Here is a 25,126-nt window from a genome sequence, read left to right as displayed (position 1 = left end):
ATAGGCCTAATTTTTTCCGGGTTTTAATAATCAATGTTGGTGTTAAATTCACACTTAATCGCTCCGGAACTGTGCCAGGCGCATGAAGTGATTTAAAGAGGGGACAATTAAATTTTAACTATTGCCTACAAACCCACGAAAAATATTTTGTTTTTTTAATTTACCAGTATTATAAACCTCAAAAAGATATAATGGCAAATTTTATTGTCAAAATGACAAATAAAAAGAAAGTACGGCCTTATATGCAATCGGTCGTTATTTTTTTAATAACTGCCTTTTCCTGATATAATCATTGATGCCAGTTGCTCGTCCCGGTTATATATATCCTTACGGAAATTGAGTTTGTTGTTACGATCGGTAAAAGCAGTAAAGTAGGCTATAAAAACAGGTGTTTTATGTTTAAGGGTTATTTGCTGCTCCTTACCCAGGTGCATAGCCTTGCTGATCCGGTTGGCAGTCCAGGTAGTATCGTATTTTAATAGAAAAGAAGCAAGCTTAGCAGGTTCGCCAACGCGGATACATCCATGACTGAATGCTCTTGATGATTCGCCAAATAATGATTTGGAAGGTGTATCATGTAAATAAATACTATAACTGTTCGGAAACAGGAATTTAACCAATCCCAGGGAATTCGCAGGACCTGGTTTTTGTTTGATAACAGGTAAACCATTTTCTTTTCCGGTAATGATCATATTATGTTCGTTCACATAGTTGGGGTTCTTTCTTATCTCGGGTAATACCTCATTACGGATGATGCTTTCGGGCAAGTTCCAATATGGGCTAAAAACTATATACTGCATCTCGCCATAAAATATTACCGTTTGGTGAACTTTTTGCCCTACAACTACATTGCAGCTCCATAACAGGCTATCTGCATGATAAACATGGAGTTTAAACTCCGGTATATTCACGGCCAGGTAATCAGTATTTAGGCTTACTGGGAGCCATCTGCAGCGTTCCATATTAACCATGATCTGCCTCATCCGGGTTTTTAACGGGATATTTAACTCCGCTATTGTACCTGCGCCAGCAATGCCATCCGCAGTAAGGCCGTGTCTCAGCTGAAATTGCTTAAAAGCATCTTTCAGTTCGTCATCATAAATATTACTTAAGGTATCGCCTTTAAAATCTTCCAATTTGTAAAGTCGTTTTTTGATCAAAGAGATTACTGTTGAGGAATCACCAGGTTTTAGTTTCTTACCGGGAAGTATAGGCTGCCATTTATCTATCGTATCTAAATGATGGTATTTGGCCAGGAAGCTTTTTAACAGATCATACTGACGATAAACGGGTTCAGATAAAACGCCACCTGACTTACCCGGCTTTTTCAATAAACTATCCAGATAATCATTATATGACACCTTTTTACGCGGTAGATACCAGTTTACCGCACGGGTAACCGAGTCGCTCATGCCCTGAAAAGCCAGTTTTGAAAAAACAAAATACTGAGCGGTAAGCATCAACTCAGTAGTAATATTAGTTTTAACTTTTGCGGTAGTTGCTTTTGGATGCGCGTCAAACACCAGTGAATCTAAGGATTTTGGGTAGGGGATAGCTCTATAAATGCCCTCGTTTTGTAAATTGTTTAATCTATCTACGAGGTTACCAGATTGTTCTATTAATGTGCCATTTGCGTACCAGGCATAAGCAAATTTACGCTTACTATAAAACAAGTTAATATCCTTAGCATATGGATCAAAGGCGGGATACTTTTTAAGGAAAATATTTATTTGTGAGCTGTCGAAAACGGCCTTTGTTTGATCGCTGAAGCTGCCGGGGATGGTTTTATTCCATTCTTTTACGATCTTCTTTTTTATAGAATCGGCTTTGGATACCCGGTGTTTTGGATTTTGACTGCAGCTAAACAAGATAGAAATACCAATGATTATCAGCAAAGTATAGTGTTTTATCCGCCTGTCTAGCATAGTTAATTTTTTGTCTGAAAGATAGAAAACAAAAAATAAAAAAATAATTTATAAAATATATACTAAATAGATAGACATTATAGTATATTTGAACTTCAAAACATTCAAAATCATGTCGGGCAGTAAAGTAACCTTAAATACACCTTTCTTTTTATATCGTGATGATATGAAAAGGGCCATGTGTTGCTGTTGTTGAATCCAAAGCCTTCTGTCGATCCCATCTATTCTCATATTTTACTGATCTCATTATTTAACATATATTTTATGAACGCTTATCTGGTAAATCAATTAAACAAGCCCACAGTCGCCAGGCTATTAGCTGACTACCCTGTAGTTTACGGATTGTGCAGTTGTTGACCCTGAGCTATCATCCCAACAATCAATTACAATTCGTTTAATCTTCATTCTATTAAAAATGTTAACTACAAATAATAATAACAAATATCCATTTTTTGATCTGTCAGAAATCGTTGCTGATGCCGATCTTCCGTTTAAGCCATACCAGCCATTAAAGCCTGTTAAGGCCGGCAACTATGTGCCAGATCTTAAATTCTATAGTACTTACAGTCGCTGGCAACAGTTTTTTAACGGAGCCGAAGTGCATGGCCCTGTTTCATTAAGACATCTTTTGAATAAGCCGCTGGTGATCGCTTTTTATTCGCATCATTGGCGCGATCATGGTTTTACATTGCTCAAACAACTCAACAATATTCACAATGAAATAAAAGCCAGCGGCGGAAACCTGTTGATCATCAGTGATGAACGTACCGAAGAGCTGGAAAAGAAAGCCTGGGAGCATAGTTTTACCCTTAATTTTTACTATGATGAGGAAAAAGAACTGGCGCAGGCGTTCAGAGTGTTTTCTGATGAAGATCCGGTTTGGAACAGGTTTTCGGGTATTGATGTAAATGCTCCGCTCTTGGCTACTTATATTGTTGACCCTTCAAAACAAGTTATTTATAGTCATATCGATTTCGACTTCCTGGGTACATTTTCTGCCGATGATATTATTGCTTCGGTCTATGAATCAGCATTGATCAACCACAGCAGAAAATCTGCCTGATCATCATCTTAAAAAAAGATACCATGTCAAACGTAATTGATCCATTGCAAAAAATCAGGTCGAAAGTTCACCAACAGGTGCTTTCGGCCAATCAGGAATATGTAAAGCACTTTGGCAACAAAGGAGAATTAACCATACCACCGGCTCGTCAATTTGCCATTTTAACCTGTATGGATGCCCGGCTTGATCCGGCCCAATATGCAGGTTTGGCCGAAGGTGACGCGCACGTGATCCGCAATGCGGGTGGCCGTGCCAGCGACGATGCCATCCGTTCGCTGGTGATATCGCATAAATTGTTAGGTACTAAAGAATGGTTCGTAATTCATCATACCGATTGCGGGATGGCTTTATTTACTGATGATATTATCCGCGATCTGCTGGCCAAGAGCCTGAAAACCGCTACCGTTGATGAACACGGCTGGCGTAATACCGAAGAAAGCGGCGGATCAACCGAAGCACGGCATATCGCTTTCCTGACTTTTAAAAACCTGGAAGCAAGTGTTATCGAAGATGTTCAACGCATCAGGCAGCATCCGCTGGTGGCAGGGAACATACCTATATATGGTTACATTTATGATGTACGTTCTGGCAAATTGATCGAGGTACCGGAAGCTACCCATGCCGGCGAGGTTTTAAATTGATCACCAAGTACGACCGGGTTTTTAAAATCATTAGGGTATCGAACTGTTTATTTAAATACCTTAGTATGTTTTTAAACATCTACCGTATACATGAAGCTTGAAAAACGCGACTATGACGCCGTAATTGTTGGTTCAGGGCCCAATGGTTTGGCAGCTGCTATATTATTACAACAAAACGGCTTGTCGGTATTATTGCTTGAAGGTAAAAAGGAGGTAGGAGGAGGCCTTCGTTCAGCAGAATTTACTTTACCCGGTTATCTGCATGATATATGCTCGGCCATCCATCCGATGGCCGCAGCTTCCCCATATTTTGAAACATTACCGCTGGAACAGCACGGGCTTGAATATATTTATCCCGAAGTAGCGGCCGCGCATCCGTTTGATGATGGCACGGCTGCTATTTTGACCAAATCAATCGAGCAAACGGCAAGCTTATTAGGGGACGATGAACAGACTTATCTCAAACTCATCAAACCTGTAGTAAAAAACTGGCCACTCATCGCGCCGGATGCTTTAGGTCCGCTGCATTTTCCCAAACACCCTTTGGCCATGGCCCAGTTCGGCTTCGATGGTTTAACAGCTGCAACCTTTTTAGAGAAACGCTTTAAAACACAGGCCGCAAAGGGCTTATTTGCCGGCATGGCTGCGCACTCCATACAACCTTTAAGTAATTTAGCTACTTCCGCCATTGGGTTGGTGCTAATGGCGCAGGGGCATTTAAAAGGCTGGCCGGTACCCAAGGGGGGATCAAAACAAATAGCTAATGCCTTGGCTTCCTATTTTATTTCGATAGGGGGGACAATAGAAACCGACCGTTATATTGAATCGTTAGATCAACTTCCATCTGCCCATGCTTTGCTGTTTGACATTACGCCTAAACAGCTTTTAAAGATAGCTGGGCACCGATTTTCATCCCTGTATAAATGGCAATTGGAGCGTTATCGCTACGGGATGGGCGTATTTAAAATAGACTGGGCTCTGGATGCGCCGATCCCCTTTAAAGCAGAACAGGTTAAACAGGCAGGCACGGTGCATATAGGTAATACATTTGAAGAAATAGCTATTGGGGAGCAACGAATCTGGAAAGGTGAACATCCCGAAAAACCATTTGTGTTGCTGGCACAGCAAAGTCAATTTGACAGATCACGTGCGCCGGAAGGCAAGCACACGGCCTGGGCTTATTGTCATGTGCCTAACGGCTCGGAAAAAGACATGACCACCATTATTGAACAGCAGGTGGAACGCTTTGCGCCGGGTTTTAGGGATACGATACTAGCCAAACATACTTTCAATACCACCCAGATGGAACAATATAACCCTAATTATATAGGTGGCGACATCAATGGTGGGGTTATTGATATAGGGCAATTGTTTACAAGACCGGCATTGCGTTGGTCGCCTTATAAAACATCGGCTAAGGGGCTTTACATTTGTTCATCCTCTACACCTCCCGGGGGCGGGGTTCATGGTATGTGTGGTTATCATGCCGCTAAAAAAGCATTGAGTGATATTTGGGGGATTAAGGTGAAGTCGTTTTAAGGGCTCTTACGTCCAAAACGCGTCATTGCGAGGCACGAAGCAATCTCTAAACTTTACAGAGCAATTGTTAAGGTTGACCTGCCTATGTAGAGATTGCTTCGTGCCTCGCAATGACGCGTGGATTCGAGATTTTAAAATATGCTTAATTCAATTCCAAAGTCACTATTGATTTGGCAGGTAACGTAACCACCAGTTTGTCACCATCTTTTTTGGCACCTGTAAAATTACTCAGATGTATTTTGTTCGGATCGGCAAAGGTGTTAATATTGGTTACATTGGCCGAAGTGAGTATCTGACCACTTACTGCCGACCATTTGATATCCTTTAGGCCAGTTGTAATGGTTATAGGATGATGAATATCCAGATTAACCAGTGAAATATGCACCTTACCCGCAGCATCCTGTGATGCAGATGCATTTACAGCCGCTATCTTTTTACCATCAACCTCATAATCGGGTACATCTAACTTTATTGGCAGATATTTGGCATCCTGATGAACTTTATACATATCAAACACATGATAGGTAGGGGTAAGCACTATTTTTTCTTTGTCGGTTAAAATAAGCGATTGTAAAACGTTAATGGTTTGCGCCAGCGCGGCCATTTTAACACGGTCGCTGTGGTTATTAAAAATGTTTAGGGTAGTACCAGCTATTAGCGCGTCACGCAAACTGTTTTGCTGATATAAAAAGCCTGGATTGGTACCAGGTTCAGCATCTGTCCAAACACCCCATTCATCAACTATTAAAGCCACTTTTTTTCCAGGATCATATTTATCCATAATAGCCGAGTGTTTGGTTACCAGCTCTTCCATTTTCAGGCAGTTTACCATTGTGTTGAAATACTCGCTTTCGCTAAATGAAGTTGCAGAGCCTTTTTTACCCCAATTGCCTGTTGGTATAGTATAATAATGAAGTGATAGCCCGTACATCATGTGCTGTGGTATGTTTTTCATACAGACTTCTGTCCAGTTATAATCATCGGCATTAGGACCGCTGGCTATTTTTTTAAGCCCCGCACCAGGATAATCTTTGGCAAAGGAAGCATAACGCTTATACTGATCTACGTAAAACTCGGGCGTCATATTTCCGCCGCAGCCCCAGCTCTCGTTTCCAACACCCCAAAATGTAACTTTATACGGTTCGGGATGACCATTTTTTGCTCTTTCCTGTACTACCGTACTGGTACTGTTGGAGTTTAGGTACTCTACCCACTTTGACATTTCTTCAACCGTGCCGCTGCCCACATTGCCAGCTACATAAGGTTCACATTTCAATAAACTGCAAAGTTCCAGAAATTCATGCGTGCCAAAGCTGTTATCCTCGGTTGTGCCCCCCCAGTTGGTATTCACCATACGCGGGCGTTGTGCTGCTGGACCTATACCATCGCGCCAGTGATATTCGTCGGCAAAGCAACCACCGGGCCAGCGCAGGTTTGGGATCTTTATTTTTTTCAAAGCTTCAACTACATCAAGCCTGATGCGATTCTGTTTTTTTACCGGTAGGCTTTTATCTACCCAAAAACCACCATATATTCCGTGACCAAGGTGCTCTGCAAATTGTCCGTAAATGTTTTTATCAATGGTGTTTTTTGAATCATTACTAATTGTAATGGTTCCGGTTTGGCTAAAAGCAGTAGCTGAACCAAGACATAGTAACCAGGTAAATAAATGGGTAAGTGTTTTCTTTTTCATTGAATTAGGTTTTGATATTGGAATTGTAAAGAAAAGAAAAAATAATAATAAGTGTTAAAATAACAACAATTAATTTAATAAAATTATGTTAGAATGCTTGATTTTGTTTTGTGTATACATGACAATTAATAGGCCCGGTTAATTATTGCTTAGTTAGCTTAGTGAAATAATCTGCAAATCCGGCGCTGTTGTAATTGGCGGCATTGGTGTGTTTAAATACCAGTTCACCTTTTTTGTTAAATACCAGTGTAGTAGGGATGGTTCCGTCCATAATGTTTTCCGGTACATTGCTGGCTAATGTATAAACAGGCAAAGTATACTGATGTTTTTTCATAAAGGCATTGGCTTTTATGTAGTTGTTGTCAACATCAACCAGTATGAAAACCGCATTGGGATAATTTTTATACTGCTTATAAAAATCGTTAAGATTAGGCATTTCCGCGATACAGGGTGGGCACCAGGTAGCCCAAAAGTTTACAAAAATCACTTTACCCCTTAAATCACTGGTATTTAAAATTCTTCCACTGCTATCTCTGAAAGCAATGTTAAACGGATCGGCCAAAGCCTTTTTGGACACCTGAACAGGGATCTCGGGTTTAAAAAAGCCAATACTTATCAAACCTCTTATTAATAAACTTTTGGCTGTTGGGTTAACCAACATAATAATGATAATGGCCGCCGATAGCAGATAGATCACATTACCAAGGGTTAATTTTTTCTTCTCTGCCATATCTGCTCAACAATAAATCAATGAGGAAGTTTGTCCCGTAGCAGTCCATAAACCCAGGTACCTGCTATAGCGCTGAGTAAGGTAACTATAATTACCGCGAAACCGCTGCCGATCTGGGCGAACAGTGGGCCCGGGCATGCACCGGTTATGGCCCAGCCCAAGCCAAATATCAACCCGCCATAAACATTGCCCCAATGGAATTTCTTAACCGGGATAACGATCACTTCTCCAGATATGGTTTTTGCCTGGAAATGCCTGATGAGCAAAACAGAGATAAGGCCAACTACAATAGCGCTGCCAATGATGCCATACATATGGAACGATTGTAACCGGAACATTTCCTGTATCCTGAACCAGGACACCACTTCTGATTTAACCAGTACAATGCCAAAAAGCATTCCGATGATGAGATATTTAATGTTACGCATCATTTATAAGCTGATAAGATAGGGTAAAATAAACCAGGTCATGGCAAAACCACCTGCCATGAAGCAGCAGGTAGCTACTACAGATGGCCATTGTAAAGTTGATATGCCCATGATAGCATGCCCTGATGTACAACCACCTGCATACCGGGTACCAAAGCCCACCATAAAACCTCCGATAATTATGAAAATGAATCCTCTTAAAGTTAATAACTGACTAAAGCTAAATACATCATGTGGCAGCAGGCCACTAAAATCTGTAATGCCCTGTTGTTTGAGCAGGGTAGCGGTTTGCGGGTTGATCTGAACCGGGTGATTGCCCGAAAAATATTGTGTGGCTATAAAACCACCCAGCACAATACCGGCAACAAAAAACAGGTTCCAGCTTTCCTTTTTCCAATCGTACTTAAAAAAAGAAATATTTGCCGGCAAACAAGCCGCGCAGATATGCCTCAACGATGATGATATACCAAATGCTTTATTGCCTGCTAATAAAAGAGCGGGAACCACAAGCCCGATCAAAGGGCCGGCTACATACCAGGGCCAGGGTTGTTTTAAAATATCCATAATGATACCTGATAACTATATTATGGTAAAGATATTTATTGTGTGAGCAATACACTACTGCTTAATGAATTATTGATTATTTATTTGTTTTTATCGATCGTATCAATATATTTACAATTGATTATATCCTATTAATTGTCTCTTTTGGTGAAAAAGTTTATTGCCATACTCTTACTGAATGTGCATCTGTTCAATTTGGGCGGATATAATTTGGTATTTAAGTATTTAATTCACCGCTCAGAAGTTCAGATAGTTAAGCAGATCTACGAAAATAAGGTAGATGCCACCAAACTTGTCGAAATAAAGCTCCCAGTTCATTTACCGGGCATTCATGATTGGAATGATTATGTGGTTGACCATGGCCAGCTACAACTAAAAGGAGTTTACTATAATTATTTAAGATACAAGGTAACCCGCGACACCATGTCGTTCATTTGCATCGCAAATAGTGTAAAAACCCGCCTGGTATCCGCTAATTTAATCATCGCAAAAGAATTTTGCGATGTACCTCTGAGCAAGAAAGGGCACGAAGCTCCCGTTAAAAAAGTAAGTTTTAGTAACGAATATAGTTGTCAAATGATGCATTACCGGTTTTTAACGTTTTCAACTACGCTTAAAACCGCAATGAACCCTATATCATACCATTTGAGTTCACCCTTCATTGAATCTCCGGGCAAGCCCCCAAATTTTACTTCCTGATCATAAACCCTAAATGATGATGTAGAATGACTTTGCACGCTTTGTTTAAAGCTGCAAGTGTATTTGATTTAGCGCCTAAAACAACTGTTTGGGTAGTATTTAGAATATACATGAGTTATTTGTAAGCACAATTTATGGATTGATTGTCTTTTGTATTGCTGATTGGTTGTAAAAACCGCTTATCAATATTTGTTAACCAGGTTATAACCCGGTTACAGATTTATTAGCCTCACCCTAATTAAATTATATATGATAGAAAATTTATCAAAACTTTTCTGCAGATGCTTTTTAGTTATAGCCTTCTGCCTTATTTTATCGCCATTTGCCAGAGCGCAAACAGATGCCGACGCATTGATGATCCCCAAGAATTATTTTTGCGCCGCTGGTATGTATACCCACAGCAGCTGGGATCATTACTGGGAAGGTACCTTTAAACGCGACAATCTTAACCTGGGTACAGTAAGTTCCAGCGTATACAGCCTTGGCGGAAACTATGGTTTATCAAACCGTATTAACTTATTATTCATGGTACCCTATGTAACCACCAACGCTACAGCAGGTACATTAAGGGGCGAACACAATTTTCAGGACCTTACAGCATCTATCAAATGGATGGCTGTAAAAGAAGAAATTGGCAAAGGCTTGTTTAGCTTACATGCCATTTTATCCGGATCAATACCGTTAAGCAATTACGAAGCGGACTATTTACCCTTATCAATCGGGCTTCACAGTAAAAATGTGGCTTTACGAGCCTTGTTAAACTACCAGACAGGCAGGTTCTTTGTTGCTGGTGCCGGTCAGTATATCCGCCGGAGCAATATTACTATCGACAGAAATTCTTATTACACTACAGAATTGCATTATACCAATGAGGTAGAAATGCCCAATATGACCAACTTTTTGGTGAGCACGGGTTACAGAAGCTTAAAGTTTAATGCCGAAGCTGTATTAACAAAAGTAACTACCATTGGCGGGTTTGATATCCGTAAAAACGATATGCCATTCCCCAGCAATAAAATGAACTCGACACTGGCCGGGGTAATATTAAAATACAGCCTTCAATCCATCAGCGGACTGGAGTTTACCGCCGGTGGTAATTATGTTTTAAGTGGCCGTAATGTGGGGCAAACCCGGACATTTTACGGTGGTGTTTATTACGTTTTTAGCACTAAAAAACAGAAATAAGCAGGTTAATACTTAATAATGATCAAGATGAAAAAAACATTACGCTATATAGTCCCAATCCTATTTTTAGGTACAGCTTTTTTAAGCTCATGTAAAAAGGACATTAATGATCGTACTTCCTTGTACCCCGCACTGGCACCTGCCAATATCGACCTGAACGCAGATACCTGGAAACCAGTACTGGTAACTGATTTCAGCGTGCTGAGCGTAGCCGCTCCGGACGCTGTAACCTCACCGGCTTACGTTGCGGATATCAATGAGATCAAAGCGCTTCAGCGCAGCTTGACTGATGATCAGAAAGCAAGCATAAAATACTGGAGTGCAGGTTCGGTTTTGAGATGGAACGAGATATTACGTGATCTGGTAGCCAAGCACAATGTGCCCCCTTATCAGAACCCGGATGGTACATATCCTGCGCCAAACTCAGCCAATCCTTTCAATTATCCGGAATTTCCGTTTTCAAACCCACCGTATGCAGCAAGGGCTTACGCTTATGTTAGCGCGAGCCAGTATGATGCATTGATCGCGGCCTGGCATTTTAAAAATTTGTACAAGCGCACTGCTCCATATAAAAATGATGCCGGGATTACACCACTGGTACCAACTTCCGATCTGCCATCGTACCCGAGCGAGGATGCTGTTGTGGCTGGCACCACTGTTGAGATCATGAAATTGTTATTCCCTACGGAAATTGCCTACATACAGCAAAAGGCCGACGAAGAAAAGCTGTACCGAATCATGGCCGGTGCAAACACCCGCGGCGAACTTAATGCTGGCGAGGCGTTAGGCAAACAAGTTGCCGCTATATTTGCTAATCGTGCTCGTAATGACCGTGCCGGTAAAGCTATTGGTACTCCGGCTATCTGGAAAGGTTTTGAAACCGCTGCCACTGCTAAAGGCGAACAATTCTGGGTTAGTTTGGAAACGCCAAAAAGGCCCCCGATGTTGCCCCTATTTTCAAAGGTGTTACCGTTTTTGTTTGATACGCTTACTGTGGTTGCTATAAGACCAGCGCCACCTTATTTAACCAATTCGCCAGAATTTAAAAAGGAAACCGAAGAGGTGTTATCTTTTAGTAATGATCACTCACGTGCTCATGAAGAACAGGTTGCTTTCTGGGCTGATGGAGTTGGTACGTATACCCCTACAGGGCACTGGAATGCCATTGCTGCCGATGAATTTGTAAAGCAAAAATACAGTGAAATTCGCTGGGCACGCAATTTTGCCCTGCTGAATATGGCCGAAATGGATGCCGCCATTGTGTGCTGGGATACCAAATATTTTTATTTTAACCAGCGCCCGTCGCAAGCTAATCCTAATATTAAAACGTTGACAGGGGTGCCAAATTTCCCGGCATATACTTCCGGTCACTCTAATTTTAGCGCCGCTGCAGCAGCAGTTTTGACCTATTTACTACCTGACAGAGGTACCAAGTTTACCGATCTGGCGCATGACGCTGCCATGTCGCGTTTATATGGTGCCATACATTACCGCAGCGATTGCGAGGTTGGTTTGCAAACAGGCGCCAAAGTTGGCCAGTACGCTGTACAAAGAGGCAAAGCAGACGGAGCAGATAAATAGAGTAAAGATTTTTGGAACAAGGAGCAAGGATTTTGAGACTATGTCTTTCATCCAAAAATCTTTGTTCTTTGATCCAAAACAAAATAAGAAAGAATGTTACGTTTAACTATCGATCAAAAAATTTATTTCACGTTACGGCTGGCCTGTGCCATGTGTTTTATTGGGCATGGAGCATTTGGCATCATCACCAAACAAATTTGGTGTAACTACTTCGCGGTAATGGGTATTGGGCATGATGACGCCTACCGCCTGATGCCGGTTGTGGGTTCTATCGATATTTTGATGGGCATATCCATATTGGTTTACCCTACACGCGCCGTTGCTGGCTGGCTGGTGATATGGGGCATTATTACCGCGTCATTCCGCCCATTATCCGGTGAACCTTTTGCTGAGTTTATTGAACGTGCAGGTAATTTTGGCGCCCCGCTGGTACTGTTGATGATACAGGGTGGTATTAAAATACCGCTGAAGCAATGGTTCGCCCGTATGAATGACGAGGTAGTAATTGAGCCGTCTGTATTAAAAATGGTGATAAGCAGCTTAAGAGTAATAGCATTTTTACTGTTATTGGGTCACGGCTGGCTTAATATCCTACAAAAAAACGGACTGCTGAAACAGTATCAATCACTGGGTTTTCATGATCCGGCTAGAACCGCACTGGTAGTTGGCATTTTTGAAATCTTAGCGGCTGCTTCCATATTGATCCGTCCCTTTAAAAATTTATTGCTCGTATTTATTATCTGGAAAATAACAAGCGAACTGTTTTATCCGCATTACGAAATGTTTGAATGGATAGAACGTGGCGGCAGCTATGGCGTGCTGCTGGCTTTATGGTTCGCGGTTAAGAAAGCGCCGTCGGGGTTTATCGTGTTCCCCTGGAAAAACACCAAAGATTTGAGATTTAGTTGATTAATAAAAAATCCTGTATGAGAGCAGGTGAAAGCCAGGCCTGAGAAACCTGGCTTTATTAAACAGATTACCATAACCCTATTATATTAACCAAACACACATGAAACTAACTTTACGAATACTTTTTGCTATTGCTTTTTACATCTTATTCACTAATACCCAGGCAAACGCGCAGGGATGCGTAGCCATTCGCAGTACCGGTGGTTTATGTACCATGGATGAACATCCCGACAGCTCCAACACCAGCGGCAGCTGGTTGCTAAATAGTAATAATCGTTACTTTCGTTCATACAAGCACTTTGTAGGTACACAGGAGCAAAAACAACGTATTGCCCAGGGTACCAATGTAATAAACCATTCCTATACCCAGGATCTTACGCTTACCCGCATTTTTAACAATCGCTGGTCGTTCGCGGTTGATGTACCTATATTGGATAACAGCCGGTCGTCTTTATACGAGCATGGCGGCAAAGAGCGCCTGAGCACCCATTCATTTGGTTTGGGCGATATCCGCTTAACAGCTTATGCCTGGCTGCTTAATCCTGCCAAGGCCCGTAAAGGCAATATCCAGGTAGGTTTAGGTCTTAAACTACCTACCGGTAACTACAATTACCAGGATTATTTTTACCACACCGCTGCTAATGACGCCCGTACGCTAGGCCCTGTTGATCAATCGATACAATTGGGTGATGGCGGAACTGGCATCACTACAGAGATCAACGCTTATTATAATTTCACCCATCAGTTTGGTTTGTATGGTGGTTTTTATTACCTCATCAGTCCGCGTGAGCAAAACGGGACATCATCAGCTCGTGGCAGTACACCAAGCTCAAAAGCAGTGGCAAATGGCAGCGATGTGATGAGCGTGCCAGATCAGGTCATGGTCAGGGGAGGTGCCAGCTATGGCGTTGGTAAGTTCGACTTTTCGGCGGGTGTGCGTTACGAATGTTTACCAGTAAAAGACCTGGTTGGCGGTAGCAATGGCTTCAGAAGGCCTGGTTATATCATTTCGGCCGAGCCGGGAGTTACTTATCGCCTCAAAGCGCTTTCCATATATGCCTTTGTTCCGGTAGCCCTCAAACGCGACCGTACACAAAGCGTACCTGATAAGATCAGCACACAGCTAACTGGTGTATATACCCAGGGCGATGCCGCTTTTGCCGATTATGCCATAAACGTTGGCGTTACCTTTAAATTTAAATAGAATATCCTATAGTTGATTAATTCGAAGCCGGGAGTGAGATCCCCGGCTTTTTTGTTGCTAATTATTGCCTAAACTTTATAATTTTACCGGTATGAACACTCCCGAAGAAAACTTCGCGGCGCTGGGTTTAAACCTGCCGCCCGCACCAAAGCCGCTTGGCGTTTATAAACCATGTTTAGTTGATGGCAAATATCTTTACCTCTCGGGCCACGGCACAGTGCAGGACGACGGCACGCTGATCATTGGGCGTATCGGTGATACCATTTCACAGGAAGACGGTAAACTGGCAGCCCGCCAGGTTGGTTTAGCCATGCTGGCCACCATTAAAGCCAACATTGGCAGCCTTGATAAGGTAAAAAGAGTGATCAAAGTGTTGGGTATGGTAAATTGTACCCCTGATTTTGAGAAACACCCGTTTATCATTAACGGCGCCAGTGAACTTTTTGCCAAAGTATGGGGCGAAGAAAATGGTATCGGTGTACGCAGCGCCGTAGGTATGGGCTCTTTACCCGATAATATTCCGGTTGAAATTGAGGCCCTGTTTGAATTAGCTGAATAGTTTTAGGAGTTTTGAGTGATGAGTTTTGCTTGGTGTGATCAGTCGCATGGCATCCTGCTCATCACTAAATCCTAAGAATCAAGGTTCAGACAAAATACTCAAAACTCATCACTCAAAACTCAACATGAACTGGTACACAATTGATGATATAGAAAAGCTGGATACCCCCGCTCTGGTGGTTTATCCGGATAGGGTAAAGGCCAACATCGAGCTGCTTAAAACCATGATTGATGATGTGGCCCGTTTGCGCCCGCATGTAAAAACGTACAAGAATAAAGAAGTTACCGGCTTGTTGTTGGAAGCTGGTATCCGAAAATTCAAGTGCGCTACCATTGCCGAAGCCGAACTCCTGGCCATAAGCAAAGCACCCGATGTGTTGCTGGCCTATCAGCCGGTGGGCCCAAAGCTTTACCGCTTTATTAAACTCATACACGCGTATCCGGGCACTAAATTCTCCTGCCTGGTTGATAATACCGCGGCCGCGAATGAAATATCTGAGGTTGCTGAAAAATACAAACTGAAGGTTGATGTTTACCTCGATATGAATGTAGGGATGAACCGTACGGGTATAAAAGCCGGCTTTGAGGCCCTGCAGCTATATATGGATTGCGCCGTATTACCGGGATTGAACCCTGTAGGCCTACATGCTTATGACGGCCATATCCATGATATCGATCTGACCACCCGTACCGAACGCTGCAATACCAGTTTTGAGCCGGTTTTAAAACTACAGCAGGATATCAAAAAACGCGATTATCCTGCGCCAATCATCATAGCAGGCGGATCGCCAACATTTCCCATTCATGCTAAAAGAGAAGCCGTGGAATGCAGCCCCGGCACTTTTGTTTACTGGGATAAAGGCTATCAACTGAGTATGACCGAACAAAGTTTTTTACCCGCTGCGCTGGTAATATCGAGAGTAATATCCCTGCCCGGCGCTACTAAGCTCTGTCTGGATGTTGGGCATAAATCCGTATCGGCAGAGAATGAACTGAGCAAACGCATCTATTTTTTAAATGCTCCCGAACTGGTACCTGTTGGGCAGAGCGAAGAGCATTTGGTGGTAGAAGCTGGCGAAGGTCATGCTTACAAGATAGGCGATGTATTGTACGGTATACCGCATCATATATGCCCAACCGTAGCTTTATATGAGCGTGCTTATACTGTTGAAAATAAAGTACTTAATGGCGAGTGGCTCAACGCCGCTCGCGACAGAAAAATAACGATCTGATATGTTTATAATCGACGCCCATCTTGACCTGAGCATGAACGCGCTGGAATGGAACCGCGACCTTACCCGTCCGCTATCCGAAGTTAATCAACGCGAAGAAGGCCTCACCGATAAACCCGACCGTGCCAAAGCGGTAGTTACTTTACCCGAACTACGCAAAGGCAACATCGGCCTGGTGGTGGGCACACAAATAGGCCGTTATGTAGCGCCGGATAATCCTTTACCGGGCTGGCATTCACCAGAGCAGGCCTGGGCGCAAACTCAGGGACAGGTAGCCTGGTACAAAGCTATGGAAGATGCCGGCGAAATGGTGCAGGTAAATGACCTGCCATCGCTGGAGAAACACCTGCAACTTTGGAGCGACGGGCAATCGACAGAAAATAAACCCATCGGTTATATTTTAAGTCTGGAAGGTGCTGATTCTATCGTTACCGTGCAATACCTGGAACGCGCCTATAATTATGGCCTGCGTGCCGTAGGACCCGCGCATTACGGGCCGGGGCGTTACGCGCAAGGCACCGATGCTACGGGTTATATGGGGCCAAAAGGGCACGAATTGCTGAAAGAAATGGAACGCCTTAACATCATCCTGGATGCTACCCATTTGTGCGATGATAGTTTTTGGGAAGCTCTTGATCATTTTAACGGTCATGTTTGGGCCAGTCATAATAATTGCCGTGCGCTGGTGAACCATAACCGCCAGTATAGCGATGAGATGATCAAAGCGTTGATAGATCGCGGTGCGGTGATAGGCGCAGCGTTGGATGCCTGGATGATGGTACCTAACTGGGTGAGGGGCGAATCAACCCCAAAAGGCATGAACTGTAACCTGGAAGTAATGGTTGATCATATCGATCATATCTGTCAGATAGCAGGCAACGCGCTGCACATCGGTATGGGATCTGACCTAGACGGCGCCTTCGGTCGCGAGCAATGCCCGTACGACCTGGAAACCATCGCCGATCTGCAAAAAGTACCCGCCCTGCTCAAAAAACGCGGTTATACCGATCAGGATATTGATAACATGATGCACGGCAACTGGCTCCGGTTTTTAAGGAACGCCTGGGGATAGATAAAAATAAAGAATATGTCATTGCGAGGAGGAACGACGAAGCAATCTCCTCGTTAGTATATTCGGTACAAACGCGAGGAGATTGCCGCGCTTCGCTCGCAATGACATATCATATTAGAGGGGGCTTCTTCATCCCCATGTAAAACAAACCATTCAATTATATTAACTTTCCTTAAATAAGCCTACTTTGCAAACACTTGCTTCAAAAAAGCATTATCAGGTGAGGAGTTTCTATCATGAATGCAGAACAATCAAGGTTAAAAGATACCAGCTGGAAAAAATGGGGCCCCTATGTAAGTGATCGTCAATGGGGTACCGTTCGTGAAGATTATAGCGCCAATGGCGACGCCTGGAATTATATCACGCATGATATGGCCCGCAGCAAAACTTATCGCTGGGGCGAAGAGGGCATAGCCGGCATTTGCGACAGGCAACAGAACCTTTGCTTTGCCATAGCCTTGTGGAACAAAAAAGACCCGATCATCAAGGAGCGTTACTTTGGCCTCAGTAATCCCGAAGGTAACCACGGTGAAGATGTAAAAGAGATCTATTATTACCTGGATAGCACCCCCACACACTCGTACATGAAAGCGCTGTACAAATACCCACAGCAAACTTTTCCATACGAATGGCTGGTGGCCGAAAACAAACGCCGTACCCGTAAAGATCCTGAATTTGAATTGATAGATACCGGGATCTTTGACAACGACGCTTATTTTGATGTATTTACAGAATATGCCAAAAGTGCGCAGGATGATATCCTGATTAAAATAACCATCCACAACCGTGGAAATGAAGATGCAGCGTTAAATGTAATGCCCACCTTATGGTTCCGCAATACCTGGAGCTGGGGTTATAATGATTATAAACCTTATTTAACAGCCAATGGAGAGGGCAGGATAGAAGTATCGCATAAAGACCTTGATCAACTTTGGCTGCATACCAAAGGCGCGAATGCCTTGCTGTTTTGCGATAACGAAACCAATTCCAACCGGCTTTATAATTACGATAACGGCATCAAATATCATAAAGACGGTATTAATGACCATATTGTACACGGTGCTGATACCGTCAATCCCCGCAATACGGGTACCAAGGCAGCTGTTAACTATGATATTACGGTGGCAGCCAAACAAAGCGTTACGATACGGTTGCGCCTGTCGCCCGATGCCAATTACAGTTTTGAAGATTTTGACAACATATTTACAACCCGCATTACCGAGGCCGATCAGTTTTATAAGGATATATACAGCAACAAGCAGGATATTGATCGCAGCCTGATACAACGCCAGGCTTTTGCCGGGATGATGTGGAACAAGCAATTTTACTATTGCGATATACGGCATTGGCTTCGGGGCGATCCGGCACAACCTGCACCGCCCCCGCAGCGGAAAGATGCCCGTAACAGCAAATGGATGCACCTGAATACCCGCGATGTGATCTCCATGCCCGATAAATGGGAATATCCCTGGTTTGCCGCCTGGGATCTGGCTTTCCATTGCCTGGCGCTGGCTCGCATTGATATGGCATTTGCCAAAAATCAATTGATATTGCTTACCCGCGACTGGTATATGCACCCCAACGGGCAGCTACCGGCCTATGAGTGGGATTTTGGCGATGGTAATCCACCGGTGCACGCTATGGTAGCCTGGAGCATTTATAAAACCGATAAAGAAGCCAACAATGGCAAGGGAGATACCTATTTCCTGGAGCGGATATTTCATAAGCTGATGCTCAATTTTACATGGTGGGTAAATCGTAAGGATGCTTCTGGCAATAATGTATTTGAAGGTGGTTTCCTGGGTTTGGATAATATTGGTGTTTTTGACCGAAACATGCACCTACCGAGTGGCCAGCACCTGGAACAGGCCGATGGTACCAGCTGGATGGCGATGTACTCGCTTAACTTGTTGCGTATAGCTACTGAGCTTGCCGCGGGAGATAATGCTTATGCCGATATCGCCTCGAAGTTTTTTGAGCACTTTATCTACATTGTAGGGGCGATGTCAAACCTGGGCGAAAACAATGAAGGGCTTTGGGATGAAGAGGACGGCTTTTTTTACGATCAGATCAGCTTTCCCGATGACGGCTCCATCAAAATGAAGGTACGTAGTATAGTAGGGCTTATCCCACTGTTTGCTACCGAGGTATTGAACGAGAGCGATATTACCGACAGCCCTATATTTCGCGACCGGATGAAATGGTTTGCCGAGAATCGACCCGACCTGGCCTCGCTGGTTTCGCGCTGGAACGAGAAAAGTGCCAATGGTAAACACCTCATCAGTTTGCTGCGTGGCTTCAGGATGAAATCCATATTGAAATACATGCTGGATGAAAAAGAATTCCTGAGCGATTTCGGTATCCGCTCACTTTCCAAATATCACCTGGATAAACCATTTCATGTGGCCGTAAATGGTGTCGATTTTGGTATAGGCTATACACCTGCCGAAAGCGACAGTGGTTTATTTGGCGGCAACAGCAATTGGCGTGGCCCCATCTGGATACCGATCAACTACCTGATCATTGATAGTCTGCACCGTTTTTACGAGTATTATGGCGACGATTTTAAAGTGGAGTGCCCAACAGGATCTGGTAATTATGTGAACCTGAAAGAGGTTGCCAATGAGCTTTATCGTCGGGTATCCAAACTGTTTTTACGCGATGAGAACGGTAATCGCCCGGTATTCGGCCAGTATCACAAAATGCAAACCGATCCGAACTTTAAAGACTACATTCTCTTTTACGAATATTTTGATGGCGACAATGGCCGGGGCGCAGGAGCATCCCACCAAACCGGCTGGACAGGACTGATCGCTAATTGCCTGTATATTTAAACTTAGGGGCACGCTGGTATCGGTAATCCCGCGGATTTTTCGTATATTTATATAAATAGCAGCCCGGTTCTCTTTTTATAAAGGAACCGGGCTGTTTAGTTAAGGGAAAAACAAGGCCAAAAAACGACCGTTTTTTATATAGTTATTTGTTAATCAGGTAATTAATACTTTTTAAAGCTTTCAAAACTCATCAAAATCGTGTTAAAATTTGTTAAAAAGTGTTAAAATGAGGGTTTTTGAAGTGATTTTCAAGCGTTTTTACCCCGTTTTTGAGCAGAAATTTGTTAAAATTTAAGGTTTAAGAAGTTTTTTGACCGGGCTAACGGATCAAAAATAGCCCCATTTTTTGCCACAATCAATTTGAAATATCTGATAAAAAAATTATCGTCAATAATTATTGTGTTAAAAAGACACAATAAAGTTTAATTCGATATAAAATTTATTTAGTTTTACTGTACCACTTATTAAAAACTAAAAATTATCAGCATGAATTACAACAGGCGAAAGTTTATCCAAAGCGCTGGGGCACTGGCTCTTGGCACCATGGCACTATCCGGCAAAGCGGGTACGTTGTTCAATAATGTAAAAGGCGGACACCCAGTTGGTTTACAGTTATTTACATTTTTTGGAGTTATTGACGAAGATGTAAAAGGAACCCTAACCAAAATAGCCGGTTTGGGCTATAAGGAGCTGGAATCGGCCTTTAGCAAAAAAGGCGGTTACTATGGTATGAGCCCAAAAGAGTTCAAAGCTATGGTGAATGACATGGGCATGGCCTGGACATCACATCATGTGCTTGGAGCGCCGTTCAAAATGCCTCCGGGAGCAAAAATGCCCGTAGGAGCCGATGGTAAGCCTATGGTGATACCACCCATGAAAAACCTGCGCGATGATATGCAGCAATTAGTTGACGATGCTGCCGAAGGAGGGATCAAATACCTTGTTTGCGCCAATTCGCCTACAGGTACACTGGAGGAAATCAAATCAACTATAGAAGTTCTGAATAAAACGGGGGAGGCCGCTAAAAAAGTAGGGATACAATTTGCGTATCATAACCATGATATGGAATTTCATCCGGTTGAGGGCAAAGTTCCCTACGATCTGTTACTTAGCGAAACCGACGCCCAAAACGTAAAAATGGAACTCGACCTGGCCTGGGCTATAAAAGGCGGCAAAAATCCGGTTGAAATGTTTAAGCAACATCCGGGCCGTTTTCCGCTATGGCACGTTAAGGATCTGGATGCCAAGCGTGAAACTATATTGCCTGTAGGCAGCGGCACTATTGATTTTAAACCCATTTTTGCCGCAGCATCATCCGCCGGAATGAAACATTTCTTTGTAGAACACGACATGCCTAAAGATCCACTGGCTAGCATAACCAGTAGTATTGGGTATTTGAAAAATACGCTGAAGGTGTAACCCCACCCAACCCTCCCCAAAGGGGAGGACTTTAAAAGTATCTTGGGAAAGGTGTTCGAAGGAAGGTCAGTCCTCCCCTTTGGGGAGGGTTGGGTGGGGTGTTAACAATTCCATAACATGTCATCATTTTGATTTAACAGCGGCTTTAAGTATCTTAAAGCCGCATTAAAACAAACTAATATGGCAGCACCCCCGGCAGAACAGTTAAAGCGAGTATTAAAACCTGTTCACCTGTGGGCAATAGCTGTGGGGCTGGTTATATCCGGCGAATATTTTGGCTGGAACCTGGGTTGGGCGGTATCCGGAACCATTGGTTTTTTGATAGCTACTTTGGTGGTTACCGTAATGTATATCACCTTCATTTTTAGCTATACGGAGCTTACCACCTCTATTCCGCATGCAGGTGGCGCGTTTGCTTATGCCTACCGTGCCATGGGGCCTATCGGAGGTCTTGTAGCCGGTTACGCTACACTGATCGATTTTTTACTGGCATCACCGGCAATAGCTATTTCGTTGGGGAGCTACCTGCATTTTTTATACCCGGCTATCCCCATTATGCAATCAGCCATGGTATTCAACGTGGCCTTCATCGTACTGAATATATCGGGTGTAAAGGAATCTGCCACATTTTCGGTATTTATTACTATACTGGCCGTAGCCGAACTATTGCTGTACATGGGTATTGTATCTCCCCATTTTAAAATGGATAATTACCTGAGTAACCCGATGCCTTTTGGTTGGGCCGGAGTATTCGCGGCATTGCCATTCGCGGTTTGGTTTTACCTGGCTATCGAGGGTGTGGCCATGGTTGCCGAAGAGGTTAAAGAACCTAAAAAGAACATCCCGAGAGGGTATATATCAGCATTGGCTACATTAGTCGCATTGGCCCTGGGAGTCATGATATTAACTGGTGGCATAACCGATTGGCGCAAATTGAGCAACCTGGATTATCCGCTACCAGAAGCTATAGGAATTGTTTTAGGCAAAGCAAGCGGTCTTACTAAAATATTCGCCAGTATTGGCCTGTTTGGGCTCATTGCTTCCTTGCATGGGACTATATTGGCTTCGTCCAGGCAGGTATTTGCTATGGCACGCAGTGGCTACTTGCCACGTGGATTGGCAGGTATCAATCACAGGTTTAAAACGCCGCACTGGGCGCTTATTGCCGGCGGGGTGGTGAGCTTTATAGCTATTTATAGTGGCACTACAGCACAGATCATCGTACTATCGGTACTTGGGGCCATTGTGATGTATTTGATGAGCATGCTGAGCCTGTTTATCCTCCGCAAAAAAGAACCGCGCTTGGAAAGACCATTTGCTTCGCCCTTTTACCCAGTGTTCCCGGCCACGGCCCTTATCATATCAACGGTATGCCTGTTCGCTATCATCTGGTTTAATTTGGAGGTGAGCGGTATATTTTTTGCAGGTTTAGCTGTGGTGATCGCGATTTTTGTATTAATGGGAAAGCATAAAATAGCGTTGACCGACGAAATGATGACGGCTCCGGAATTTAATCATTAAGGCATTTGGCCATTCAGTCATCAAATTAGCTGGTGAAACAATGACCTAATGATAATTAAGAAAATAAATGTCCTACAAGCACACCATACGCAATAAGGTTTATAAGTTTTCTGATCTGAAAACTTTGCTGGGCAAGGCTTCGCCGTACCGATCTGGCGATGAGCTTGCCGGTGTAGTTGCTGAAAGTTATGAAGAACGCGTGGCAGCCCAGATAACTCTGGCTGATGTACCATTAAAAACTTTCCTGAACGAGGTGGTGATACCTTACGAGCAGGATGAAATAACCCGGTTGATCATTGATAGCCATGACATTACGGGTTTTAGCTTGATAAGCCATTTAACCGTTGGTGAGTTGCGCGACTGGCTGCTGAGTGATGAAACAGATTCTGTAACTTTAACCAGTATAGCCGCTGGCATTACGCCTGAAATGGCGGCCGCGGTATCCAAATTAATGGGTAACCAGAATCTGATAGCTGTAGGAAAAAAATGTGAGGTGATCACCCGTTTTCGGAATACTATCGGTTTAAAAGGGCATTTCAGTACCCGATTGCAACCTAATCATCCAACTGATGATCCAAAAGGAGTGGCGGCCAGTATTATTGATGGCTTATTGAATTGCAGCGGAGATGCCTGTATTGGTATTAATCCAGCTACGGATAGCCCTACAGCGGTAAATAACCTGCTCCACCTGATGGATAACATTCGTTACCAGTTTGATATACCAACTCAAACCTGTGTACTGAGCCATATTACTACCACCTTGCAATTGATTAATCAAGGCGCCCCTGTTGATCTCTGTTTTCAATCCATAGCAGGAACGGAGCAGGCCAATACCAGTTTTGGGGTCAACCTGAGTTTAATTGAGGAGGCCTATTTAGCCACCTTATCCTTAAATCGCGGAACCATAGGCGATAATGTGATGTATTTTGAAACTGGACAGGGCAGCGCGCTATCGGCCAATGCCAATTTTGGTGTAGATCAGCAAACCTGTGAGGTGCGGGCGTATGCGGTTGCCCGGAAGTTTAAACCATTGCTGGTCAATACCGTAGTTGGTTTTATCGGACCTGAATATTTATATGATGGCAAACAAATTATCCGGGCCGCTTTGGAAGATCATTTCTGTGGAAAGCTGCTTGGTTTACCTATGGGAGTGGATGTTTGCTATACCAATCATACCGAGGCTGATCAGGACGATATGGACAATTTGCTCACTTTGTTGGGGGTGGCTGGCTGTAATTTTGTGATGGGTATCCCCGGAGCCGATGATATTATGCTGAATTACCAGTCAACCTCGTTCCATGATGCTTTGTACTTACGCAAAGTACTTGGCTTAAAGCCCGCTCCTGAGTTTGATAAATGGCTCATCAAGCAGGGAATAGTTGATGGTAATGGAAATATGTTACCAGTAAACCAATCACACGGTTTATTGGATGCCATGATCAAATAACATGAAAAGGAATATCCCCCAGGAGATACAGCCGTTAAAGGCGCTACAGGAGTTTACCCCGGCCCGGATAGCCATTGGGCGGGTGGGTACCAGCATACCCTTAAAACAGGTACTGGAGTTTAAACTGGCTCATGCCCACGCTCGTGATGCGGTATATTCTGAATTGGATATCAATAATTTAACAGATTTAATTAAATTATTCAGTTTGCCTGTTTTACAGCTACAAAGCAGGGTAGGTTACCGTGAACAATATCTGCAAAGACCAGATATGGGTCGCAGGTTAAATGAAGGATCCATTGCGTTGCTTGAGGAATACCATAACCAAACAGATGTTGCCATTATTATAGCCGACGGTTTGTCGGCAACTGCCGTTAATAAAAACTCCCTGGGATTACTACAGGCGCTCATCCCGCAACTAACAGCAGCCGGTTTTAAGCTGGCACCCATAAGCCTGGTTGAACAGGGACGTGTGGCTATTGGTGATGACATTGGCCACGGATTAAACGCAAAGCTATCCTTGGTACTTATCGGCGAACGGCCAGGACTAAGTTCGGCAGATAGCCTGGGTGTTTATCTTACCTATGGCCCGAAACCAGGCCTTACAGACGAAGCCCGTAATTGCGTATCCAATATCAGACCTGGTGGTTTATCGTATACCAAAGCGGCAAAAAAAATATTCTACCTCATCAGTGAGGCTTTTAAGCGAAAATCGTCTGGCGTAATGCTTAAAGACAATGCGGGATTGCTGGAAAGCTGAGAAAGCCAAGAGGAGACTAAAAAGTGGGTTTACATGGTTTACATAATTTATGGTTAGTATTTATTTATACTACTTAAAATCAAGTAGTTAAATATTTATACATCATGTAATGTGTTAACCATCTT

The 25,126-nt window shown here is 43.4% G+C and carries 21 protein-coding genes; 16 read left to right on the top strand and 5 right to left on the bottom strand.

Features of this window, described 5'->3' with window-relative positions; genetic code table 11:
* Nucleotides 1–263 precede the first annotated feature (263 nt).
* Entirely contained in the window at nt 264–1,895 is a 1,632-nt protein-coding gene (locus AC57BQ_RS08680) for a L,D-transpeptidase family protein (RefSeq protein WP_496405893.1), read from the bottom strand.
* Between the two features lie 445 nt (nt 1,896–2,340).
* Between AC57BQ_RS08680 and AC57BQ_RS08675 the strand changes: the two genes are divergently transcribed.
* The 3 genes from AC57BQ_RS08675 to AC57BQ_RS08665 all read left to right on the top strand — a co-directional run bounded on the left by AC57BQ_RS08675 (nt 2,341) and on the right by AC57BQ_RS08665 (nt 5,168).
* Entirely contained in the window at nt 2,341–2,988 is a 648-nt protein-coding gene (locus tag AC57BQ_RS08675; RefSeq protein WP_496405892.1) for a redoxin domain-containing protein, read from the top strand.
* A gap of 23 nt (nt 2,989–3,011) precedes the next feature.
* Nucleotides 3,012–3,629, top strand: a complete 618-nt coding sequence (locus tag AC57BQ_RS08670) for a beta-class carbonic anhydrase (RefSeq protein ID WP_496405891.1) — start codon at nt 3,012–3,014, stop codon at nt 3,627–3,629.
* A gap of 90 nt (nt 3,630–3,719) precedes the next feature.
* Nucleotides 3,720–5,168, top strand: a complete 1,449-nt coding sequence (locus AC57BQ_RS08665; protein ID WP_496405890.1) for a phytoene desaturase family protein — start codon at nt 3,720–3,722, stop codon at nt 5,166–5,168.
* Between the two features lie 142 nt (nt 5,169–5,310).
* Here the strand turns inward: AC57BQ_RS08665 and AC57BQ_RS08660 are convergent, their stop codons facing one another.
* From AC57BQ_RS08660 to AC57BQ_RS08645, 4 genes are all read right to left on the bottom strand, one after another.
* The gene (locus AC57BQ_RS08660) at nt 5,311–6,861 is read right to left on the bottom strand and encodes an alpha-N-arabinofuranosidase (RefSeq protein WP_496405889.1); all 1,551 of its coding nucleotides are present in this window, start codon (nt 6,859–6,861) and stop codon (nt 5,311–5,313) included.
* A 142-nt stretch (nt 6,862–7,003) separates the two neighbouring features.
* Nucleotides 7,004–7,591 (bottom strand): TlpA family protein disulfide reductase, encoded by a 588-nt coding sequence (locus AC57BQ_RS08655; RefSeq protein ID WP_496405888.1) that lies wholly within the window; start codon nt 7,589–7,591, stop codon nt 7,004–7,006.
* Nucleotides 7,592–7,608: 17 nt separating this feature from the next.
* Nucleotides 7,609–8,022 (bottom strand): DUF6691 family protein, encoded by a 414-nt coding sequence (locus AC57BQ_RS08650; protein WP_496405887.1) that lies wholly within the window; start codon nt 8,020–8,022, stop codon nt 7,609–7,611.
* Nucleotides 8,023–8,583 carry a YeeE/YedE family protein gene (locus AC57BQ_RS08645; RefSeq protein ID WP_496405886.1) on the bottom strand — a complete coding sequence of 187 codons (561 nt, stop codon included), beginning with the start codon at nt 8,581–8,583 and terminating at the stop codon, nt 8,023–8,025.
* Between the two features lie 147 nt (nt 8,584–8,730).
* Between AC57BQ_RS08645 and AC57BQ_RS08640 the strand changes: the two genes are divergently transcribed.
* From AC57BQ_RS08640 to eutC, 13 genes are all read left to right on the top strand, one after another.
* Nucleotides 8,731–9,282: a hypothetical protein gene (locus tag AC57BQ_RS08640; protein WP_496405885.1), complete on the top strand. Its 552-nt coding sequence runs from the start codon at nt 8,731–8,733 to the stop codon at nt 9,280–9,282.
* A 249-nt stretch (nt 9,283–9,531) separates the two neighbouring features.
* On the top strand, nt 9,532–10,467 hold the full coding sequence (locus AC57BQ_RS08635; protein ID WP_496405884.1) for a hypothetical protein: 936 nt from the start codon (nt 9,532–9,534) through the stop codon (nt 10,465–10,467).
* A gap of 27 nt (nt 10,468–10,494) precedes the next feature.
* Nucleotides 10,495–12,048: a vanadium-dependent haloperoxidase gene (locus AC57BQ_RS08630; RefSeq protein WP_496405883.1), complete on the top strand. Its 1,554-nt coding sequence runs from the start codon at nt 10,495–10,497 to the stop codon at nt 12,046–12,048.
* Nucleotides 12,049–12,141: 93 nt separating this feature from the next.
* Nucleotides 12,142–12,957: a hypothetical protein gene (locus AC57BQ_RS08625; protein ID WP_496405882.1), complete on the top strand. Its 816-nt coding sequence runs from the start codon at nt 12,142–12,144 to the stop codon at nt 12,955–12,957.
* Nucleotides 12,958–13,057: 100 nt separating this feature from the next.
* Nucleotides 13,058–14,161 (top strand): hypothetical protein, encoded by a 1,104-nt coding sequence (locus tag AC57BQ_RS08620; protein ID WP_496405881.1) that lies wholly within the window; start codon nt 13,058–13,060, stop codon nt 14,159–14,161.
* A gap of 91 nt (nt 14,162–14,252) precedes the next feature.
* On the top strand, nt 14,253–14,720 hold the full coding sequence (locus AC57BQ_RS08615) for a RidA family protein (RefSeq protein WP_496405880.1): 468 nt from the start codon (nt 14,253–14,255) through the stop codon (nt 14,718–14,720).
* A 124-nt stretch (nt 14,721–14,844) separates the two neighbouring features.
* Nucleotides 14,845–15,951, top strand: a complete 1,107-nt coding sequence (locus AC57BQ_RS08610) for a D-TA family PLP-dependent enzyme (RefSeq protein ID WP_496405879.1) — start codon at nt 14,845–14,847, stop codon at nt 15,949–15,951.
* A 1-nt stretch (nt 15,952) separates the two neighbouring features.
* Nucleotides 15,953–17,023, top strand: a complete 1,071-nt coding sequence (locus tag AC57BQ_RS08605; RefSeq protein WP_496405878.1) for a dipeptidase — start codon at nt 15,953–15,955, stop codon at nt 17,021–17,023.
* Between the two features lie 236 nt (nt 17,024–17,259).
* On the top strand, nt 17,260–19,857 hold the full coding sequence (locus tag AC57BQ_RS08600; protein WP_496405877.1) for an MGH1-like glycoside hydrolase domain-containing protein: 2,598 nt from the start codon (nt 17,260–17,262) through the stop codon (nt 19,855–19,857).
* A 486-nt stretch (nt 19,858–20,343) separates the two neighbouring features.
* Nucleotides 20,344–21,276: a sugar phosphate isomerase/epimerase family protein gene (locus tag AC57BQ_RS08595; RefSeq protein WP_496405876.1), complete on the top strand. Its 933-nt coding sequence runs from the start codon at nt 20,344–20,346 to the stop codon at nt 21,274–21,276.
* A gap of 180 nt (nt 21,277–21,456) precedes the next feature.
* On the top strand, nt 21,457–22,797 hold the full coding sequence (eat, locus tag AC57BQ_RS08590) for an ethanolamine permease (protein ID WP_496405875.1): 1,341 nt from the start codon (nt 21,457–21,459) through the stop codon (nt 22,795–22,797).
* Between the two features lie 67 nt (nt 22,798–22,864).
* Complete coding sequence (locus tag AC57BQ_RS08585; RefSeq protein ID WP_496405874.1) at nt 22,865–24,244, top strand: ethanolamine ammonia-lyase subunit EutB; 1,380 nt, start codon at nt 22,865–22,867, stop codon at nt 24,242–24,244.
* A gap of 1 nt (nt 24,245) precedes the next feature.
* Nucleotides 24,246–25,001: an ethanolamine ammonia-lyase subunit EutC gene (eutC, locus tag AC57BQ_RS08580; protein WP_496405873.1), complete on the top strand. Its 756-nt coding sequence runs from the start codon at nt 24,246–24,248 to the stop codon at nt 24,999–25,001.
* The last annotated feature ends 125 nt before the right edge of the window (nt 25,002–25,126 follow it).

Source organism: Mucilaginibacter sp. BGA-UO-ETr-C110 (assembly GCF_059567985.1).
Note: the sequence above shows the minus strand (reverse complement) of the source record. Positions and strands in the feature narration are given on the sequence as shown.

What these genes read in the sequence shown, in the direction of transcription:
- AC57BQ_RS08675 (WP_496405892.1), top strand. Translation starts at nt 2,341, where the DNA reads ATGTTAACTACAAATAATAATAACAAATATCCATTTTTTGATCTGTCA.
- AC57BQ_RS08670 (WP_496405891.1), top strand. Translation starts at nt 3,012, where the DNA reads ATGTCAAACGTAATTGATCCATTGCAAAAAATCAGGTCGAAAGTTCAC.
- AC57BQ_RS08665 (WP_496405890.1), top strand. Translation starts at nt 3,720, where the DNA reads ATGAAGCTTGAAAAACGCGACTATGACGCCGTAATTGTTGGTTCAGGG.
- AC57BQ_RS08660 (WP_496405889.1), bottom strand. Translation starts at nt 6,861, where the DNA reads ATGAAAAAGAAAACACTTACCCATTTATTTACCTGGTTACTATGTCTT.
- AC57BQ_RS08655 (WP_496405888.1), bottom strand. Translation starts at nt 7,591, where the DNA reads ATGGCAGAGAAGAAAAAATTAACCCTTGGTAATGTGATCTATCTGCTA.
- AC57BQ_RS08650 (WP_496405887.1), bottom strand. Translation starts at nt 8,022, where the DNA reads ATGATGCGTAACATTAAATATCTCATCATCGGAATGCTTTTTGGCATT.
- AC57BQ_RS08645 (WP_496405886.1), bottom strand. Translation starts at nt 8,583, where the DNA reads ATGGATATTTTAAAACAACCCTGGCCCTGGTATGTAGCCGGCCCTTTG.
- AC57BQ_RS08635 (WP_496405884.1), top strand. Translation starts at nt 9,532, where the DNA reads ATGATAGAAAATTTATCAAAACTTTTCTGCAGATGCTTTTTAGTTATA.
- AC57BQ_RS08630 (WP_496405883.1), top strand. Translation starts at nt 10,495, where the DNA reads ATGAAAAAAACATTACGCTATATAGTCCCAATCCTATTTTTAGGTACA.
- AC57BQ_RS08625 (WP_496405882.1), top strand. Translation starts at nt 12,142, where the DNA reads ATGTTACGTTTAACTATCGATCAAAAAATTTATTTCACGTTACGGCTG.
- AC57BQ_RS08620 (WP_496405881.1), top strand. Translation starts at nt 13,058, where the DNA reads ATGAAACTAACTTTACGAATACTTTTTGCTATTGCTTTTTACATCTTA.
- AC57BQ_RS08615 (WP_496405880.1), top strand. Translation starts at nt 14,253, where the DNA reads ATGAACACTCCCGAAGAAAACTTCGCGGCGCTGGGTTTAAACCTGCCG.
- AC57BQ_RS08610 (WP_496405879.1), top strand. Translation starts at nt 14,845, where the DNA reads ATGAACTGGTACACAATTGATGATATAGAAAAGCTGGATACCCCCGCT.
- AC57BQ_RS08605 (WP_496405878.1), top strand. Translation starts at nt 15,953, where the DNA reads ATGTTTATAATCGACGCCCATCTTGACCTGAGCATGAACGCGCTGGAA.
- AC57BQ_RS08600 (WP_496405877.1), top strand. Translation starts at nt 17,260, where the DNA reads ATGAATGCAGAACAATCAAGGTTAAAAGATACCAGCTGGAAAAAATGG.
- AC57BQ_RS08595 (WP_496405876.1), top strand. Translation starts at nt 20,344, where the DNA reads ATGAATTACAACAGGCGAAAGTTTATCCAAAGCGCTGGGGCACTGGCT.
- eat (WP_496405875.1), top strand. Translation starts at nt 21,457, where the DNA reads ATGGCAGCACCCCCGGCAGAACAGTTAAAGCGAGTATTAAAACCTGTT.
- AC57BQ_RS08585 (WP_496405874.1), top strand. Translation starts at nt 22,865, where the DNA reads ATGTCCTACAAGCACACCATACGCAATAAGGTTTATAAGTTTTCTGAT.
- eutC (WP_496405873.1), top strand. Translation starts at nt 24,246, where the DNA reads ATGAAAAGGAATATCCCCCAGGAGATACAGCCGTTAAAGGCGCTACAG.